The sequence below is a fragment of the Kribbibacterium absianum genome (genome assembly GCF_030067705.1).
Taxonomy (GTDB): Bacteria; Actinomycetota; Coriobacteriia; order Coriobacteriales; family Atopobiaceae; genus Kribbibacterium; species Kribbibacterium absianum.
The window spans coordinates 436,954-455,832 of record NZ_JASJEX010000002.1; the positions used below are offsets into that span (position 1 = coordinate 436,954).

Genomic DNA, 18,879 nt, shown 5'->3' on the forward strand with positions numbered 1-18,879 from the left:
CATGAGGGGCGTGGGTTGAAACAGCATGCGGAAATGAAGCTCCGAGGTCGGGATCCTGTCGCCCCTCGCATGAGGGGCGTGGGTTGAAACCCCGTGCTTCCGAAGCCGCCGTCACCCCTCTCTGTCGCCCCTCGCATGAGGGGCGTGGGTTGAAACAGGAACCCTCGCTTGTTGCCGCCCGCCTTCACCGTCGCCCCTCGCATGAGGGGCGTGGGTTGAAACTTTTTCGTGACCACCTTCAAACGCTACCAGGTTGTCGCCCCTCGCATGAGGGGCGTGGGTTGAAACAACAAGGGGGCCGTGAACAAGAACTGCGGCCGCTGTCGCCCCTCGCATGAGGGGCGTGGGTTGAAACCGGTAGCCAATACATTTGCCAAACGAACCGCTCGGTCGCCCCTCGCATGAGGGGCGTGGGTTGAAACAGCCGCGAGTATGACGATAGCTCGTATGCCGGTGTCGCCCCTCGCATGAGGGGCGTGGGTTGAAACCAATCAAGACTGACGCAAGCACTGGCATCGCATGTCGCCCCTCGCATGAGGGGCGTGGGTTGAAACACATACCCGCGCGCATTGCCAGCGACCAAACCGGGTCGCCCCTCGCATGAGGGGCGTGGGTTGAAACGACGATATGTATTCCTACGCTTGCAAGGTTGCGTCGCCCCTCGCATGAGGGGCGTGGGTTGAAACAAGACGCCCGAAGTCGAGGGGGCTGCGGCGAGCGTCGCCCCTCGCATGAGGGGCGTGGGTTGAAACTGACGTCTCCGCGCCACGATATGACGTTCTCCCCGACGTCGCCCCTCGCATGAGGGGCGTGGGTTGAAACTCGCGGATTGCGTCAAGCTCCGCGAAGGTCTTGGTCGCCCCTCGCATGAGGGGCGTGGGTTGAAACTATGCTCCCATGCTGCCTCCTCCCTTCAATCGTCGCCCCTCGCATGAGGGGCGTGGGTTGAAACGGCTTCGGCTCGCCGCCAGCGGGCATAGGCTCCGTCGCCCCTCGCATGAGGGGCGTGGGTTGAAACCTCGTCATTGTCCTCACCATTGATGATTGCCATCGTCGCCCCTCGCATGAGGGGCGTGGGTTGAAACACTTTCTGGCAGCTACACGCTAACGGCTGAGACGAGTCGCCCCTCGCATGAGGGGCGTGGGTTGAAACCAACATGGAGGCCGAGAAGGGAAGGGCGAGCGACGGTCGCCCCTCGCATGAGGGGCGTGGGTTGAAACGGAACTGGGCGCGTCGTGATGGAAACAAAGGCGGTCGCCCCTCGCATGAGGGGCGTGGGTTGAAACCAGATTCGATGAAAGCCACCATGCCGTCTGGCAAGTCGCCCCTCGCATGAGGGGCGTGGGTTGAAACAACGATGGCGAATAACGGTTTCACTTGGAAATGGCGTCGCCCCTCGCATGAGGGGCGTGGGTTGAAACCTTCTGCGCCTGAATCCTTCCTCGGTACAGGCGCGTCGCCCCTCGCATGAGGGGCGTGGGTTGAAACCTGCCAGCCCTCAGAAGGTACTTGAGGGCGTTCCCAGTCGCCCCTCGCATGAGGGGCGTGGGTTGAAACCGTAGCTCCCGTTCTGGTCGCACCATTTCACGGCGTCGCCCCTCGCATGAGGGGCGTGGGTTGAAACAGGTTGACGTGTCAAATTACCGACCAAAGTTACCGTCGCCCCTCGCATGAGGGGCGTGGGTTGAAACTACTCCGAGGAAGAACTGGAAGAGCTAAAAGAGGTCGCCCCTCGCATGAGGGGCGTGGGTTGAAACACGACCCCTTCGAGCCACCCTCGTGAGGCGCTGGTCGCCCCTCGCATGAGGGGCGTGGGTTGAAACGTCCGCGCCGGCAAGTGCATCGCCTGTGGCGACGTCGCCCCTCGCATGAGGGGCGTGGGTTGAAACCAACAGACGGGGGGGAGCTACACGGCCCAGGTGGTCGCCCCTCGCATGAGGGGCGTGGGTTGAAACACGACGGCCTTGATCTCGTCCAACGTCACGCGGGTCGCCCCTCGCATGAGGGGCGTGGGTTGAAACCGCCAGCGACGGCGTTCAAGTTGCCTGCTGCCTGTCGCCCCTCGCATGAGGGGCGTGGGTTGAAACGCGTTCGACAGCCGCGAACTCATCAAGGCGAGGTCGCCCCTCGCATGAGGGGCGTGGGTTGAAACCAGAACGCGCGCTGCTCGTATGACACGAACCGCAACAGTCGCCCCTCGCATGAGGGGCGTGGGTTGAAACGAGGTGAAGAAGAGCGCCGTCCGCGACAAGCGCGGTCGCCCCTCGCATGAGGGGCGTGGGTTGAAACCTGAGGGAGAACGTGGTCGCCGACCTCGTGACGTCGCCCCTCGCATGAGGGGCGTGGGTTGAAACTGCTGTACAAGGACTCGCGCTGCGACATGCGCAGTCGCCCCTCGCATGAGGGGCGTGGGTTGAAACATCGACGCCGTGTCGGTGTACGTGGAAGGAGAATGTCGCCCCTCGCATGAGGGGCGTGGGTTGAAACTACCATTACGTTGGAGGAAGCGGGGCACAGGCGGTCGCCCCTCGCATGAGGGGCGTGGGTTGAAACTACGCCTCGGCAATCGATGTCTCGGATGACATGGTCGCCCCTCGCATGAGGGGCGTGGGTTGAAACACCACCAACGGCGATATAGTCATCCTGCCGACGAAGGGTCGCCCCTCGCATGAGGGGCGTGGGTTGAAACATGAACGAGGACCGCACGAACCGTATCTCCGACTGTCGCCCCTCGCATGAGGGGCGTGGGTTGAAACGAGTTCTGCGACAAGCGACAGACCGGCCGGCGCGTCGCCCCTCGCATGAGGGGCGTGGGTTGAAACCCCTTCGAGCCACCCTCGTGAGGCGCTGAGCATGTCGCCCCTCGCATGAGGGGCGTGGGTTGAAACGACCCGTTCGCTGCGTGGAACGCCGACAACGATGCGTCGCCCCTCGCATGAGGGGCGTGGGTTGAAACGTAGTTCTCGGCCTCCTTCTTGCCGGTTATGAACGGTCGCCCCTCGCATGAGGGGCGTGGGTTGAAACTCGAGCTTGAAGTTGGCGACCGTGAAGTTGCAGGGTCGCCCCTCGCATGAGGGGCGTGGGTTGAAACACGGACGTCAGCACCTGCCAGCAGTCGGCGCCCGCCGTCGCCCCTCGCATGAGGGGCGTGGGTTGAAACAGCTCGTCCACCTGCGTCTTGTAGCCCTGCAGCCGTCGCCCCTCGCATGAGGGGCGTGGGTTGAAACTCGCCCATGAGGGCGATGTCGTCGGCCAGGTCCAGTCGCCCCTCGCATGAGGGGCGTGGGTTGAAACCTCCCCCGGCCCCCACATCACGCAGTAGCCGTCCGTCGCCCCTCGCATGAGGGGCGTGGGTTGAAACGCCAGCTGGTCCATCTGCCCGGGCATCGCCTGGTCGCCCCTCGCATGAGGGGCGTGGGTTGAAACGAGCCCATCGTGCCCAAGGTGTCCGGGGTGGTCGGTCGCCCCTCGCATGAGGGGCGTGGGTTGAAACGTCCCGCCCACCTGCATGGAGTCCACCCGGGCCTCGTCGCCCCTCGCATGAGGGGCGTGGGTTGAAACGACCTCGAACATCGAGAGGGCCATCGACCAGATCGGGAGTCGCCCCTCGCATGAGGGGCGTGGGTTGAAACGACCCGTCGCCGAAGAAGACGCTCTCTCGCGGCCTGGTCGCCCCTCGCATGAGGGGCGTGGGTTGAAACTCGGGCATGGACGCCGCCATGCGGCAGCTACAGCCGTCGCCCCTCGCATGAGGGGCGTGGGTTGAAACACGGTGTTCTCGCCGCTCGTCCACGTCGCGGAGCCGTCGCCCCTCGCATGAGGGGCGTGGGTTGAAACTTCTATATAGGGGTCGGTACTGTACGGGTGTTGGTCGCCCCTCGCATGAGGGGCGTGGGTTGAAACAGCGAAGCGCTGGTGGGTCCTCTCCCGCCCATCAGTCGCCCCTCGCATGAGGGGCGTGGGTTGAAACCAGCGCAATGACCCCACCTCCTCTGGTTGTGGAGTCGCCCCTCGCATGAGGGGCGTGGGTTGAAACTGCCATGTCTGGCTCCTATTCGGTCGGAGGTTTGTCGCCCCTCGCATGAGGGGCGTGGGTTGAAACGACACGTCCGCATAGGTCCTCACCGTCATGACCACGTCGCCCCTCGCATGAGGGGCGTGGGTTGAAACCACTGGAGCCCCGGCTGGCTCGCGAACCCGTTGGTCGCCCCTCGCATGAGGGGCGTGGGTTGAAACTGGGCGTCCTCCACCGACACGCCGTACATCCCCGTCGCCCCTCGCATGAGGGGCGTGGGTTGAAACCAACGTTGCATCGGCTCCGGCATGTCCATGTACAGCGTCGCCCCTCGCATGAGGGGCGTGGGTTGAAACCCACATGAACCCGACGAAGTCGGTCCGATGGTTGAAGTGTCGCCCCTCGCATGAGGGGCGTGGGTTGAAACCCACCGGGGGCGTCGGGAACCGACTCGTAGCGGATAGTCGCCCCTCGCATGAGGGGCGTGGGTTGAAACCTCGTTCACGAAGCCGAACTTCAGTCCGGCCCCGTCGCCCCTCGCATGAGGGGCGTGGGTTGAAACGATTCGATCGTCACCTGACCGCTCTCAACAGAAATGTCGCCCCTCGCATGAGGGGCGTGGGTTGAAACTGTTGGTGACCATCTCGGCCTTCGAGCCGCAGAGTCGCCCCTCGCATGAGGGGCGTGGGTTGAAACTCGATCACGAGGCCGTCCGTCCTGCGGTGGAGCGTCGCCCCTCGCATGAGGGGCGTGGGTTGAAACGCGAGGCCTTGGTCGATGTCGTGGCCGAGCAGCTGGTCGCCCCTCGCATGAGGGGCGTGGGTTGAAACTTGCTGGTGAACATGACTCCTCCTTACGCGCCCACGGTCGCCCCTCGCATGAGGGGCGTGGGTTGAAACTCGAATATGGTGAACGCCGCCGCCATCGCTAGGTCGCCCCTCGCATGAGGGGCGTGGGTTGAAACACCACGGCGCAGCTCGACCGATGCGAGCGCGGGCCGTCGCCCCTCGCATGAGGGGCGTGGGTTGAAACCTGCCGGGCGTTGCGCTTGTACCAGAGCCACTCGTCGCCCCTCGCATGAGGGGCGTGGGTTGAAACCCATCTCCTCCTGCACCGTGTGGATGGCCTCCACGTCGCCCCTCGCATGAGGGGCGTGGGTTGAAACATCGAGTCCACTGAGACGGAGGCGATGTAGCGTGTCGCCCCTCGCATGAGGGGCGTGGGTTGAAACAGCGCCGTCGCATGGGACTACTTCATCTCGATAGGTCGCCCCTCGCATGAGGGGCGTGGGTTGAAACTCGGCATGACGGTTGACGAACTCTGCCGTCTTGTCGCCCCTCGCATGAGGGGCGTGGGTTGAAACTTCGGCGTGAGCAACGACAACCCCTCAAGCTCCGAGTCGCCCCTCGCATGAGGGGCGTGGGTTGAAACGATGTCGAGCGCGTCATGTCCGACGGCACCTCGTGTCGCCCCTCGCATGAGGGGCGTGGGTTGAAACATCTTCGAGAACACGGCCTTGCAGTCAGCTACGAGTCGCCCCTCGCATGAGGGGCGTGGGTTGAAACAGCGTGGCACCGCCGACGCTCACGTCGAGCCTCGTCGCCCCTCGCATGAGGGGCGTGGGTTGAAACCTATGCGGCTCCATCACGTAGAGCCCCGGCGGCGGTCGCCCCTCGCATGAGGGGCGTGGGTTGAAACCAGACGGGGGGGAGCTACACGGCCCAGGTGACCTGTCGCCCCTCGCATGAGGGGCGTGGGTTGAAACCTGGACTAGCCATGCGCCAGGACGAGCTGCGCAGGGTCGCCCCTCGCATGAGGGGCGTGGGTTGAAACAGCTGGTGCCCAGATGCTCATGGGCAAGTCGAACAGTCGCCCCTCGCATGAGGGGCGTGGGTTGAAACGCCAGAGGGGCATAGCGTGCAATTGGGGTTCGGTAGCAGTCGCCCCTCGCATGAGGGGCGTGGGTTGAAACCATTCCTCCTGCTCTGGAACCCCTTCAGGCTCGGTCGCCCCTCGCATGAGGGGCGTGGGTTGAAACCGCACCGAGCGCGGCGACACGGCCGTGCGCCTGGAGTCGCCCCTCGCATGAGGGGCGTGGGTTGAAACTTGACGTGGTGGGCGTACCAGCCGCGCAGCACCGTGGTCGCCCCTCGCATGAGGGGCGTGGGTTGAAACTCGGACGAGGATTGGTGCGAGGCGGCCATGGCGTCGCCCCTCGCATGAGGGGCGTGGGTTGAAACCTCGGTGTCGCCCAAGGGGTCCGGCGTCTCGTCGGTCGCCCCTCGCATGAGGGGCGTGGGTTGAAACGCGTGATGGCGCTGATCACGGGCGAGACGGTCACGGGTCGCCCCTCGCATGAGGGGCGTGGGTTGAAACGCGTACCAGACCGAGGAGGCGGCCGGCCACGCCCACGTCGCCCCTCGCATGAGGGGCGTGGGTTGAAACGACGAGAAGTCGCGCGAAATGTCAGCAGCAAACGTCGCCCCTCGCATGAGGGGCGTGGGTTGAAACTGGTGAAGACGGCCAGTCAGCGCGACGTACGTGCGTCGCCCCTCGCATGAGGGGCGTGGGTTGAAACCCGAGGCGAACGGCGGCCAGAGCCTTGCAAAGAGTCGCCCCTCGCATGAGGGGCGTGGGTTGAAACACGTCCCAGGTGTCGTCGTTCTTCAGCGGCATCGTCGCCCCTCGCATGAGGGGCGTGGGTTGAAACTGCCCGAGGCCGAGCGTGCCCGGGTGCATCACGTCGCCCCTCGCATGAGGGGCGTGGGTTGAAACCGCGACCTCCACGACGCGGTGCACAGCGGCAAGAGCGTCGCCCCTCGCATGAGGGGCGTGGGTTGAAACACAGGCTCGGTACCGACCACTACTGCACCTATGAGTCGCCCCTCGCATGAGGGGCGTGGGTTGAAACGCATTCCTCACGCGCCCCGTCGATGAGGCGCGAGTCGCCCCTCGCATGAGGGGCGTGGGTTGAAACCAGAAGACGCTCAGCGGGCTTGCCGGGACGCTCCAGTCGCCCCTCGCATGAGGGGCGTGGGTTGAAACTAGGAACCGCATGACGGCAATCGCCCTGACTCTCGTCGCCCCTCGCATGAGGGGCGTGGGTTGAAACCGTTTCCCCATGCGCCGCTGATGACCTCGTTTGCGTCGCCCCTCGCATGAGGGGCGTGGGTTGAAACCCGAGGAGAGGGCACTCTACAGCGCACTAAAGATGTCGCCCCTCGCATGAGGGGCGTGGGTTGAAACAATGGGCAAGACCGCAGGCGCTCTGACTACGCCGCGTCGCCCCTCGCATGAGGGGCGTGGGTTGAAACGCTGCCAAGAGCATCGGAACGGCTGTCGCCAAGTCGCCCCTCGCATGAGGGGCGTGGGTTGAAACTGGCGAGGAGGTGGACGCCATGGACAACGGAAGCCAGGTCGCCCCTCGCATGAGGGGCGTGGGTTGAAACCGGTCCTCGAACTCGCGGTGGAGCGCCGCCTCTAGGGTCGCCCCTCGCATGAGGGGCGTGGGTTGAAACTGGGCGTTGGCGTTGGGCGTGACCGGCGTGCGGGTCGCCCCTCGCATGAGGGGCGTGGGTTGAAACTCGGCGAAGCAGACCAGGTCGCAGAGGGTCGCGGTCGCCCCTCGCATGAGGGGCGTGGGTTGAAACACGGATACCTCGTCGCTCTGGTGCAGCCGCATGTGGTCGCCCCTCGCATGAGGGGCGTGGGTTGAAACTGGGCATGGTGCGCGGACGCCGGGGCCGTCCCGGTGTCGCCCCTCGCATGAGGGGCGTGGGTTGAAACGGACAGGACGTACCGACAGTGCCTCATAGAGTGGGGTCGCCCCTCGCATGAGGGGCGTGGGTTGAAACGGTGATAATGCGCTCGATGCCGCAGCTGCTCGTGTCGCCCCTCGCATGAGGGGCGTGGGTTGAAACAAGAGGACATGGGAAAGCTGTCGGTCGCGGCGCGTCGCCCCTCGCATGAGGGGCGTGGGTTGAAACCCTGCGGCACCACGTTGGCGGCCGCCGCTCCCAGCGAGTCGCCCCTCGCATGAGGGGCGTGGGTTGAAACAACATCAGCGTCTGCGACGTAAACGAGGTGCAGTGTCGCCCCTCGCATGAGGGGCGTGGGTTGAAACTTGTGTGTCGCATTGCATCTCATCGACCCGTCCCGTCGCCCCTTGCATGAGGGGCGTGGGTTGAAACAACGCGGAGGCGGGGGCGCTGGCCGCGAACCTCGTGTCGCCCCTCGCATGAGGGGCGTGGGTTGAAACCCCATCGTGCTGCTGTCCGAGGGCAGCAAGACCGTCGCCCCTCGCATGAGGGGCGTGGGTTGAAACGGCACGACCTGGCCGACATCAAGGACCTGATTGTCGCCCCTCGCATGAGGGGCGTGGGTTGAAACAACCGTAAGATAGACGCCGACTACTACTACCAGAGGTCGCCCCTCGCATGAGGGGCGTGGGTTGAAACCACTTCCCCAAGGGCTACGGGGGCGACCTGCGCGGCGTCGCCCCTCGCATGAGGGGCGTGGGTTGAAACTTAGAGAGGAACCGCATGAACCCCAAGTACCTGGACAGTCGCCCCTCGCATGAGGGGCGTGGGTTGAAACGCCACGGAGCCTGCTGGACGAGCTGTCGGACAAGCGTCGCCCCTCGCATGAGGGGCGTGGGTTGAAACAAGAACATCGAGCTTGACGGCTTCCTCGCTGGTGCGGTCGCTCCTCGCATGAGGGGCGTGGGTTGAAACCGGCACGTCGCAGCACGGCGTCGCCGCCCGCCACGTCGCCCCTCGCATGAGGGGCGTGGGTTGAAACTGCCCGATGTGCGGGGAGGACCTAAGGAGGCACGGTCGCCCCTCGCATGAGGGGCGTGGGTTGAAACAGGAAGTGGACGATCGTGCCGCCGGCGTCGTCGTGTCGCCCCTCGCATGAGGGGCGTGGGTTGAAACCACGGGCGGTTCTCGGCGTTCGAGTCATACGAGAGTCGCCCCTCGCATGAGGGGCGTGGGTTGAAACCGCAAGTACGTGGAGGGTCAGAAGATTCGCACGCGTCGCCCCTCGCATGAGGGGCGTGGGTTGAAACAACGCTGGCTCTGGCACTGGCGGTGCCAACTCGCAGAGTCGCCCCTCGCATGAGGGGCGTGGGTTGAAACAACGCTGGCTCTGGCACTGGCGGTGCCAACTCGCAGAGTCGCCCCTCGCATGAGGGGCGTGGGTTGAAACTACTTCCTCATGCACACCGAGGTGGGCGACGACGGTCGCCCCTCGCATGAGGGGCGTGGGTTGAAACTAGACCGCCACGTTCGCGTCGGCGATGGGAGCGTCGTCGCCCCTCGCATGAGGGGCGTGGGTTGAAACCGGGACTCCCGCACATCGCGGTGGAACCCCGTGGTCGCCCCTCGCATGAGGGGCGTGGGTTGAAACCCGCCGGCGCGATCGGGCGGACCGGCGGCCCCGTCGCCCCTCGCATGAGGGGCGTGGGTTGAAACAGATGCTTTGGTTGGTACCCGGAGACATCGCTGGTCGCCCCTCGCATGAGGGGCGTGGGTTGAAACTACGACTCGAAGTACGCGACCCTGGACCAGGTCGGTCGCCCCTCGCATGAGGGGCGTGGGTTGAAACGATGGCCTTATCGAGGGCTGACGCGGCCGGCGCCATGTCGCCCCTCGCATGAGGGGCGTGGGTTGAAACCCTTGCGGCTGTCCCACCAGCCGAGCAGCTCACGGCGTCGCCCCTCGCATGAGGGGCGTGGGTTGAAACACGACAAGCTGACCCAGATCGCCGACGCCATGTCGCCCCTCGCATGAGGGGCGTGGGTTGAAACCGGGACTCCCGCACATCGCGGTGGGACCCCGTGTGGTCGCCCCTCGCATGAGGGGCGTGGGTTGAAACGTCCAGGCTCCTCAGACATTCCGGGCACAGGTCGGCGTCGCCCCTCGCATGAGGGGCGTGGGTTGAAACTCGGGCACAGCGTCGATGCCGATGCCGTCCGGCTGTCGCCCCTCGCATGAGGGGCGTGGGTTGAAACTCACCCGGAGCCTAGGCTCCTGCGACCCTCTTGGGTCGCCCCTCGCATGAGGGGCGTGGGTTGAAACGGCTCCCACATCACGCAGTAGCCGTCCGGCGGCACGTCGCCCCTCGCATGAGGGGCGTGGGTTGAAACCGTTCGGATGGCCGCGCGTTCACCGTCCGGCTCGGTCGCCCCTCGCATGAGGGGCGTGGGTTGAAACGCTCTCCTCGGTCTCGTCCACGCAGCGCCCGCAGGCGTCGCCCCTCGCATGAGGGGCGTGGGTTGAAACTTGTCCGCGTCGATGATGAAGGTGGTTGACGGGTGTCGCCCCTCGCATGAGGGGCGTGGGTTGAAACTTGGAGTAATCGGCCTCCATGGTCTCCGTGACGGTCGCCCCTCGCATGAGGGGCGTGGGTTGAAACCAGCCGCTCGCCAACGGCCCCAACCAGGTGGGCTGGTCGCCCCTCGCATGAGGGGCGTGGGTTGAAACTCCTTTCGACGAGCCTCAAGGGCGCGGCGCGCCCTCGTCGCCCCTCGCATGAGGGGCGTGGGTTGAAACCTCTTTGCCGCGCCTACGCCACTCTGTGATCGTGTCGCCCCTCGCATGAGGGGCGTGGGTTGAAACTTTTATGTATTGATCAGCCAAAGTCTGAGCTTGGTCGCCCCTCGCATGAGGGGCGTGGGTTGAAACTGAAATCGGGGGGAGCTTCTTCTGAGGTCTTTTTGGTCGCCCCTCGCATGAGGGGCGTGGGTTGAAACCCCCGGCCGCTCACCAGCACGCCCTTCAAGGCCGGTCGCCCCTCGCATGAGGGGCGTGGGTTGAAACGTTCGGATGCTCTGCGCACCGGAAGGGCTCGCGTAGTCGCCCCTCGCATGAGGGGCGTGGGTTGAAACCTTCCGGGAGTCACCCGGTGTCGGACACCACCTAGGCGTCGCCCCTCGCATGAGGGGCGTGGGTTGAAACGACAAGGCCACGGGTTTTGCCCAAGTGGAGGAGGGGTCGCCCCTCGCATGAGGGGCGTGGGTTGAAACTCGGCCTCCCCGCACCCGCAGGAGCGCGTGTTGCGTCGCCCCTCGCATGAGGGGCGTGGGTTGAAACTATCAGGCCGTCGGCATGATAGACGGCTCCAACGTCGCCCCTCGCATGAGGGGCGTGGGTTGAAACTCATGTCGGCTGACGTCCCGCTGCAGGCAGTGGAGTCGCCCCTCGCATGAGGGGCGTGGGTTGAAACATCGTCCGGTTCAGGCTCGTCAGGGCCATCACCGGTCGCCCCTCGCATGAGGGGCGTGGGTTGAAACGCGCTTCCGTTGCCATGCGCGTCACCTCCCGTCTCGTCGCCCCTCGCATGAGGGGCGTGGGTTGAAACCACATGTACACAGCCAGATATGGAGGCATGTTGTTGGTCGCCCCTCGCATGAGGGGCGTGGGTTGAAACATTGACCTACTCGGAGAAGCAGGCGGCGAAAGAGAACGTCGCCCCTCGCATGAGGGGCGTGGGTTGAAACGAGTCCATCTCGGCGAACCCCATGATGTACTGGGCGTCGCCCCTCGCATGAGGGGCGTGGGTTGAAACGACGACAACCTCGCCAAGATCGCGGACGCCATCGTCGCCCCTCGCATGAGGGGCGTGGGTTGAAACCGCCTGAACAAGGACGCCGAGGACATTGTCATGGGTCGCCCCTCGCATGAGGGGCGTGGGTTGAAACGTCCTACCGGTGTGGCTCACCACCCAAACGTTCAGGTCGCCCCTCGCATGAGGGGCGTGGGTTGAAACTCGTGACCCGCGTACACCATCGCGTCCGGGTGAGTCGCCCCTCGCATGAGGGGCGTGGGTTGAAACTGGTCAGAGGCCGTGCGTGCCGCACTCAGCGACGTCGCCCCTCGCACGAGGGGCGTGGGTTGAAACACGAAGGGCGGGCGCACCTACACGCCCAAGGACGTCGCCCCTCGCATGAGGGGCGTGGGTTGAAACACAGGGGACATGCCGCTCAGGTCCAACGTGGTCAGTCGCCCCTCGCATGAGGGGCGTGGGTTGAAACGCGAACGAGGGTCGAAAGTTCGGGCTGCTGCTGAGTCGCCCCTCGCACGAGGGGCGACGGCTGAAACATGCAGGTCAGCGCGCTGGTACCCAGGGTGTGAGTCGAAGTAGCTCCAACTGTGAGCGATGGGCCGGTTGTCGCTCTCCGTGCGGGGCCGGAGCTCCCGAGGACTCCTCTGGCCAGGCTCTGGGTCATCTCGGTCAAAGCCCGCTGACTCCAGGTGTCAATTAATCGACACCCGAAGCCAGCGCCGCTAGGAAAACCGCAGATGGCGCCCAGCTCGACCGACCCAGGTGTCATTCCGGTGACACCCAAACCCACGGCCGACCCTCACGCGCCCGATAAATACGCAAACCACCCGAGATGCGTGGCACCCCAGGAGGAAACCTCCCAGGATGCGTGGCACCTCGGGAGGAAATCAGGGATTGTGTGTGCGGTTCGTGCGGTAGTTTGCCAGATGGGTCGCGAACTGCTCGGACGTGTCCACGTTGCCCGAGCGCCACATCTTGTGGTCGATGATCTCCAGCTGCGTGCCGGACCACTCGTCAATATGGGCGACGAGCCGGTCGAGGGCGTCGAGCTGCGCTTCGGGGTAGTCCTCGCCCGCCGCGTGGGAGAGCTCGATGCCGATGGACCAGGCGTTCATGGAGTCGACGCCGTAGCGCTGGTAGCTGGCGTCGTCGCCGTGGCCGGCGTGGTAGGCGACCTGGTCGAGCGGCACGCACTGCGACACGGTGCCGTCGCGGTCGACGATGAAGTGCGAGGCGATCTGGCCGTCGTTGTTGGCGAGCCAGTGGGCCACCACGCCGTCGGCGGCGCAATCCATCGCGGTGTCGTGCAGCATGATGTACCTGGTGTGGCTCGCGGGCTTGTCTCCGTGGGCGAACGAGGCCTGGGCGAGGTCCGCGATGACGAGCGGGGCGGGCGTCTCTTGAGCGGCCTGCTCGGGCTTCTCGGCTGCGGGCTCGTCGGCCTGCTCGGGCTTCTCGGACGCGGCTTCGTCGGCGGCCTCGGGCTCCTTGACCGGAGTCTTGGCGGCGTCGGCGTCCGTGTCGCCGGCGGCCTCCGCCGGCTCAGCGGCCTGCGCCGTGACGGCCTCCGGTTGCTCGGGCTCTGCGGCTTCCGCTGCGGCTTCGGGTGCCGGCGAGAGGTCGAGGGACGTCGCGGTCACACCGTAGCCCACGGCGAGGGCTGCGAGCGCGATGGCTGCGACGATGCCCGCGAAGCGAGCGCGGGCCTTGCCGAGCCGGGGGGTGGGCTGTTCGGGGGCGTCGTGCCGCTGGGTGGGGGTCTGGTGCGCCATAGCACGTCCTTAGCTGCTATTGAGATATGTTTCAGGTTCTAAGAACCATACCAAAAGCCCGAGCCTCTATGGGTGGGGATGTCCCCACTTTGTGAACTGACTCCTATATAAACGCAGTCTTGTACACTGAGGTGCGAAGGCAATGTCATCACGGCGATAGGAATCCCATGGAAGAGACCTTTGAGTCGCGCGGCCGCAAGTCCTGCAAAGACAAGGTGTATCGCTGGCGTCAAGAGCATCCAGAGGGAACGCGACATGAGGCGTGCGAGGCGCTCGGCGTCACCTATCAGACCATCTGCCGTTGGTGGGACTGGGACCCGGAGAATGCGGCCACTGCGATGACCAGCGGGAACAAGGCCCAGGCGGTCTACGACTGGCGCCAGGCGAACCCGGACAGCCACATGGAGGACGCGATCTGCGCGCTGGGGCTGACGCCGGCGACGGTGTTCAAGTACTGGGACTGGCAGCCCAAGCCCAAGGTGGTGGCCGGCCCCAAGGTGACGTCGCTCGTGACGTACCCGGAGAGCTGGGCGCTGGCCATCGACGCTCTCGGCGAGAAGCGCGCGACCTTCATCCGCGAGGCGCTGCGCGAGCGCCTGGACACGCTGGGCGCGCTGCCTCAGGAGTAGGGCCACGGCGTCCCGTCCCCTTTGACTTGGGTACGCACCCGAGGACTGTCCTTTGACCCGAGGGGGCGTGGATGCGCCAGCGTTTGCGCCGGTATTGGCGCGTGGTCTTTGCCATCTTCCGGCGCGACCTCAAGCGCCTGGTCACGAACCCCGTCGCCCTGTTGCTGGTGGCGGGGGCTTGTGTGCTGCCGAGCGCCTATGGCTGGTACCTGACGCTTGCCAATTGGGATCCCTATGAGCGGACGGACGGCGTCGCGGTCGCCGTGGCCAACGAGGACGCGGGCGCCGAGGTGCCCGGAGTGGGCTTGCTCGACGCCGGCGAGGCCGTGGTGGCCGGCCTTCGCGAGAACCACGAGCTGGGGTGGCGCTTCTACGACTCGGCCGATCAGGGCGTCGCGGCTGTGGAGTCCGGCGAGTGCTTCGCCGCAGTGGTGATTCCCGAGGGCTTCAGCCGCGACTTGGCGGGCGTGCTCACGGACGGCGAGGACCCGCCCACGCTCGACTACTACCTCAACGAGAAGATCAGCGCCGCGGCTCCCAACTTCACGGACGCGGGCGTCGCGGCCATCAAGGAGCAGGTGGACGCGTCCTTTGTGAAGACGGTGGCGACGGCGGCCATCGACAAGGGCGTGGCCGTGGCGGGCGCGGCGGGGGCTGCGGGCGCATCCGGCGAGACGGACCTTGCGGGAGCCGTGCAACAGGCGACCGACGCGCTGGGCTCGGTGAGGTCCGCGCTCGCGGACGCGGGCCCGGCGCTGGCGAGCGCCGCCGACGCCGCCGAGAAGTCCGGCTCGGCGCTTGCGGACCTTGCCGCGTCGTTGCCGCAGCTGCGGGACGCGGCCCAGCGGGCGCAGGACGCGCTGGCGTCGGCGGACGGCGACGTGGCGCGGTCCTCGCTCTCGCTGGCCGGGGCCATGGGGTCTGCGGGAGCAGAGCTGGGCACGGCGGCGACGGAGGCGGGCGCGGCGCTGGGTGCGACGTCGTCGTCGCTGATCGGTGCCGAGGCGGATGCCCGACAGGCGCTGGCCGGGGCACGGGCGGCACAGACTCAGACGTCGTCGCTGGTCTCGGCGCTGGAGCCGTTGGCCGCGGACAACGCCGAGGTCGCGGGCGCGCTCGAGGCCCTGAAGTCTGCGGACGCCGCGGCCTCGGACATGCTCGGTGCGCTCGAGGGGGACCTCTCGGCGGTCTCGGACACGGCGAAGGGTCTGCTCGACGTCGCGCGCACGGTGAACGTCGGCGCCACCCAGGGAGCGGCATCGCTGTCGTCCGGTGCGGAGGCGCTCCGGGAGAAGCTGGCGCCGGACGCGGGCGGCGCGCTCTCCTCGCTCTCGGCGGCGCTCGGCGCGACGGCTGGGCTGGTGGGCGCGTTGGAGCCGGCGGTGGCCTCGGCCCAGGCGTCGGTGCAGGGGCTTGCGAGTGCGGTGGCGCAGGCACAGGCCGCGACCGGGGACGCGACGTCGGCCATCGATGCCGCGAGCGAGTCCCTGGAGGGCACGCTGGCGGCGATCCGTGAGCTGCAGGCCTCGTCGCTTGCGGTGGACGTGCATCAACTCTCGAACGTCGACGCCGAGAGGACCGCCGCGTTTCTCGCCGACCCCGTCGCGCTCGACACGGTGGCCGTGTATCCCGTGAAGAACTACGGCTCCGGCGTGTGCCCGTTCTTCACCAACGTTGGCCTCTGGGTCGCGGGGTTCGTGTTCCTCGGTCTGTTCAAGTTGCGCGTGGACCCGGACGGGCTTCCGGACTTCTCGCCCACGCAGGCGTACCTGGGGCGATGGCTCCTGCTGATGCTGCTCGCGGTGTTCCCTCCGCTCATTGCGTGCGGGGGAGACGTGGCGCTCGGCATCCAGTGCGAGAGTCCGGCGGCGTTCGTGTTCGCGGGCGTGGTGGCGGGGCTTGTGTACGTGAACCTGATCTACGCGCTCGCCCAGGCGTTCCGGTATGTGGGCAAGGCGCTGGCGGCGCTCCTGCTGTTCCTGCAGATTCCGGGGTCGAGCGGCCTCTACCCGGTGCAGATGATGCCGGAGTTCTTCTCTGCGCTCCATCCGTGGCTGCCGTTCACCTATGCGATTGATGCCATGCGGGAGGCGGTCGCGGGGTTCTACGGGCTGCAGTACTGGCAGGACCTGGCGGTGCTTGTGCTGCTGTTCGTGCCGGCGGGGCTGTTCATCGGGCTTGCTGTGGGGAAGTGGGCGTACAACCTGACGCTGCTGCTCGATCGCGAGGCCGCCGACTCTGGGCTCTTCCAGGGCGAGCAGGCGCCGGCGCAGCTGCGGTACCGGCAGGTGACGATTCTGCGGCTGGTGCTGCGCGACCCGGAGTACCGCGAGCGGCTCGCGGGCCGGGCCGCGTGGTTCGAGCGGCACTACCGGTTGTTGAAGCGCATCGCGTGGGCGGGGCTGGCGCTGCAGTTCATGGCGGTGCCGGTGCTGATCGCGCTCGTGCGGGCCAGCGTGGGCGACAAGCTGCTGTTGCTGGCCTGGCTCGTGGCGGTGGTCGTGGTGACGGACGCGTACCTGGTCGTGATCGCGTTCCTGCACGTGTCGCTGCCGGACAAGCTGCGCGTGCTCGACGCGGACGACACAGACCAGATGAGACAGATCAAAGAGACAGGATCGTCTCATCGGGGTGCGGGCGAGGGGGTGAGACGGTCTCGTCTCTTTGATCTGTCTCACCCGGACGGGGAGGACGAGCGATGAGGGGCGTCCTTCGCGTGTTCTTGGACGGCTTCCGGCGGCTGCGCGGGAGCCTCGTGGGCTGGGTGGTCATCGCCGGGCTCGTGTTGCTGCCGTGCCTCTTCGCGTGGGTCAACATCCTCGCGTTCTGGGACCCGGCCGCGAACACGGGGTCGCTCAAAGTGGCGGTGGCCAACGAGGACGCCGGCTACACGGCGTCGGTGGCGCCGGTCACGGTGAGCGCCGGCGACGAGATCGTCGACGACCTGCGCTCCAACAAGGACTTCGATTGGCAGTTCACGACAGGATCGGAGGCGTTCGCCGGCGTGCGGTCCGGCGAGTACTACGCGGCGGTGGTGATTCCGGAGGGCTTCTCGGCGCGCCTCGCCGGCGTGCTGACCGGCGGCGACCAACAGGCGCAGATTCAGTACTACGTGAACGAGAAGCTCAACCCCGTGGCCTCGCACGTGACGTCGATCGGCATGGGCGACCTGCGGGAAGAGGTGAGCGAGAGCTTCCAGGCCACCGTGAGCCGGGTAGCGCTCGAGGCGCTCGGCGACCTGTCCGGCGACGCCGAGGACGGCGGCCTTGCGACCTACGGCCGCGAGTTGGCGAACCGGCTGTCGGGCGCGGCGACGCAGCTAGGGAACGACGCGGCGCTCGCGCGAACCTTCGCGGCACTGCTCGGACAGGCAAAGGCGCTGACGTCGGCGTCGGCGGACGGGCTCGGGCAGGCTCAGGCGTTGTCCGAGGCCGCTGCGCCGGTGGCGGGCGATGCGGCGAGCGCGCTCGGCAGCGCGCGAGCGACGCTGAGCGACGGGGAGTCGCTGGCGGGGTCTGGGCTGGGCGGCGCGGCCTCGTCGCTCGCGGCGCTGCGAACGTCCGTGGACCGGGCGTTCGGTGATGCGAGCGGGGACCCGGCGGCGCTGGTCGAGACGCTCGGGGCGCTCCGGGCGGACCTGCAGGCCCTGGACGACGCCTATGGGGCCGCTGTCGCCGCAGTTGGGGCGGCCGATCCGGACAATGCGGCGCTCGCGGCGCTTCAACAGGCGCAGCAGGCGGTGCAGGCTGCCGAGAGGGGGCTGAGCGCCGCGACGGCGGCGGCGCAGGACGCGGCAGGCGTTCCGGCCGAGCAGCGCGCGGCGGCGCTCGGGGCCATTGACGCTGCGATTGCTGCGGTCCAGGCCCTCCAGGAAGAGGCAGCCCGTGCGGCCGGGGCATCGCTGGACGCGGGTCTCGGGTCCTTCGGAGAGGATGTGCAGGCCGCGCTGTCGCAGCTCAAGGCTGCTGCGTCCCCGCTGGCCACGGCTGGTCGGGACACGGCGGACGCTTTGGGCGACGTGCACGACGCGCTCCTCTCGGCGGCGGCCACGCTGGAGGACGCGGCGGCCACGGTGCGCGACGGCGCGGCGCGGCTGTCGGCGGCGCTCGATTCTGAGGACCTGGCGGAGGCGCGCAAGCTGATCGGGACGGACGCCGGCGGCCTCGCCCGCATGATCGCCGCGCCGGTGCGGGTGGACAAGCGCGCGGTGTACGCGGTGGCCAACAACGGCTCTGCGATGGCACCGTTCTACTCGTCGATGGGGCTCTTCATCGGGGCATTGTTCTCGGTGATCATCCTGCGGGACAAACTGGCGGTGCGTCTCGACGGCGTGCGGCCATGGCAGGCGTACGTGGGCACCTGGCTGTTCTTTGTGGCGGTGGCCGAGGCGCAGGCGCTGCTCATGGCCACGGGCAACGTGTTCTTCGTGCAGGTGCAGTGCGACCACCTGGGGCTGTGCTATCTCGCGTTCTGCCTGACGGGGCTCGCGTTCTCGTCCATCGCGTTCGGGCTCACGGCGGCGTTCGGGGACCTGGGCAAGGCGGCCACGCTGCTGTTGCTCGTGGTCCAGATCGGCGGGTCCGGCGGCCAGATGCCGGTGCAACTCTCGATGCCGTTCTTTCAGGCGCTGTACCCCTGGCTGCCGTTCACGCATTCGATGGGGTGCATGCAGGGGGCGATCGCCGGGGTGTACGGCGGCGACTTCCTGGTGAACGCGGGGTGCCTGCTGGGCTTTGTGGCCGGGGGCGCCGTGCTGGTGCTGGCCGTGCGACCGCTGGCGGCTCGGACGGGCGACTGGATCCGCGCGCAGCTGGCGCGCACCGGCATGATGTGACCTGCAAAAGGGGACGTGTGAAAGGGGACGGAGCAATTCTGCAGATAGATATCGCAACGACC

4 protein-coding genes and 1 CRISPR repeat array (1 of these 5 only partly in view) are annotated in these 18,879 nt (G+C 66.9%); of the genes, 3 read left to right on the forward strand and 1 reads right to left on the reverse strand.

From position 1 onward, the window contains the following. A CRISPR array of direct repeats spans positions 1-12,118; the repeat unit is 33 nt; unit sequence GTCGCCCCTCGCATGAGGGGCGTGGGTTGAAAC (it extends 610 nt beyond the left edge of the window). Positions 12,119-12,469: 351 nt separating this feature from the next. Continuing rightward, positions 12,470-13,354: an N-acetylmuramoyl-L-alanine amidase gene (locus QJ043_RS04975; RefSeq protein WP_283713782.1), complete on the reverse strand. Its 885-nt coding sequence runs from the start codon at positions 13,352-13,354 to the stop codon at positions 12,470-12,472. A gap of 167 nt (positions 13,355-13,521) precedes the next feature. Here QJ043_RS04975 and QJ043_RS04980 point away from each other — a divergent pair, with 167 nt between their 5' ends. The 3 genes from QJ043_RS04980 to QJ043_RS04990 all read left to right on the forward strand — a co-directional run bounded on the left by QJ043_RS04980 (position 13,522) and on the right by QJ043_RS04990 (position 18,817). After that, a complete protein-coding gene (locus QJ043_RS04980) occupies positions 13,522-13,983 on the forward strand; it encodes a hypothetical protein (protein ID WP_283713781.1) in 462 nt (153 codons plus the stop codon). Positions 13,984-14,054: 71 nt separating this feature from the next. Further along, entirely contained in the window at positions 14,055-16,685 is a 2,631-nt protein-coding gene (locus QJ043_RS04985) for a YhgE/Pip domain-containing protein (RefSeq protein WP_283713780.1), read from the forward strand. After that, a complete protein-coding gene (locus QJ043_RS04990) occupies positions 16,682-18,817 on the forward strand; it encodes a YhgE/Pip domain-containing protein (RefSeq protein WP_283713779.1) in 2,136 nt (711 codons plus the stop codon). Before QJ043_RS04985 ends, QJ043_RS04990 begins: the two co-directional genes overlap by 4 nt. Positions 18,818-18,879 lie beyond the last annotated feature (62 nt).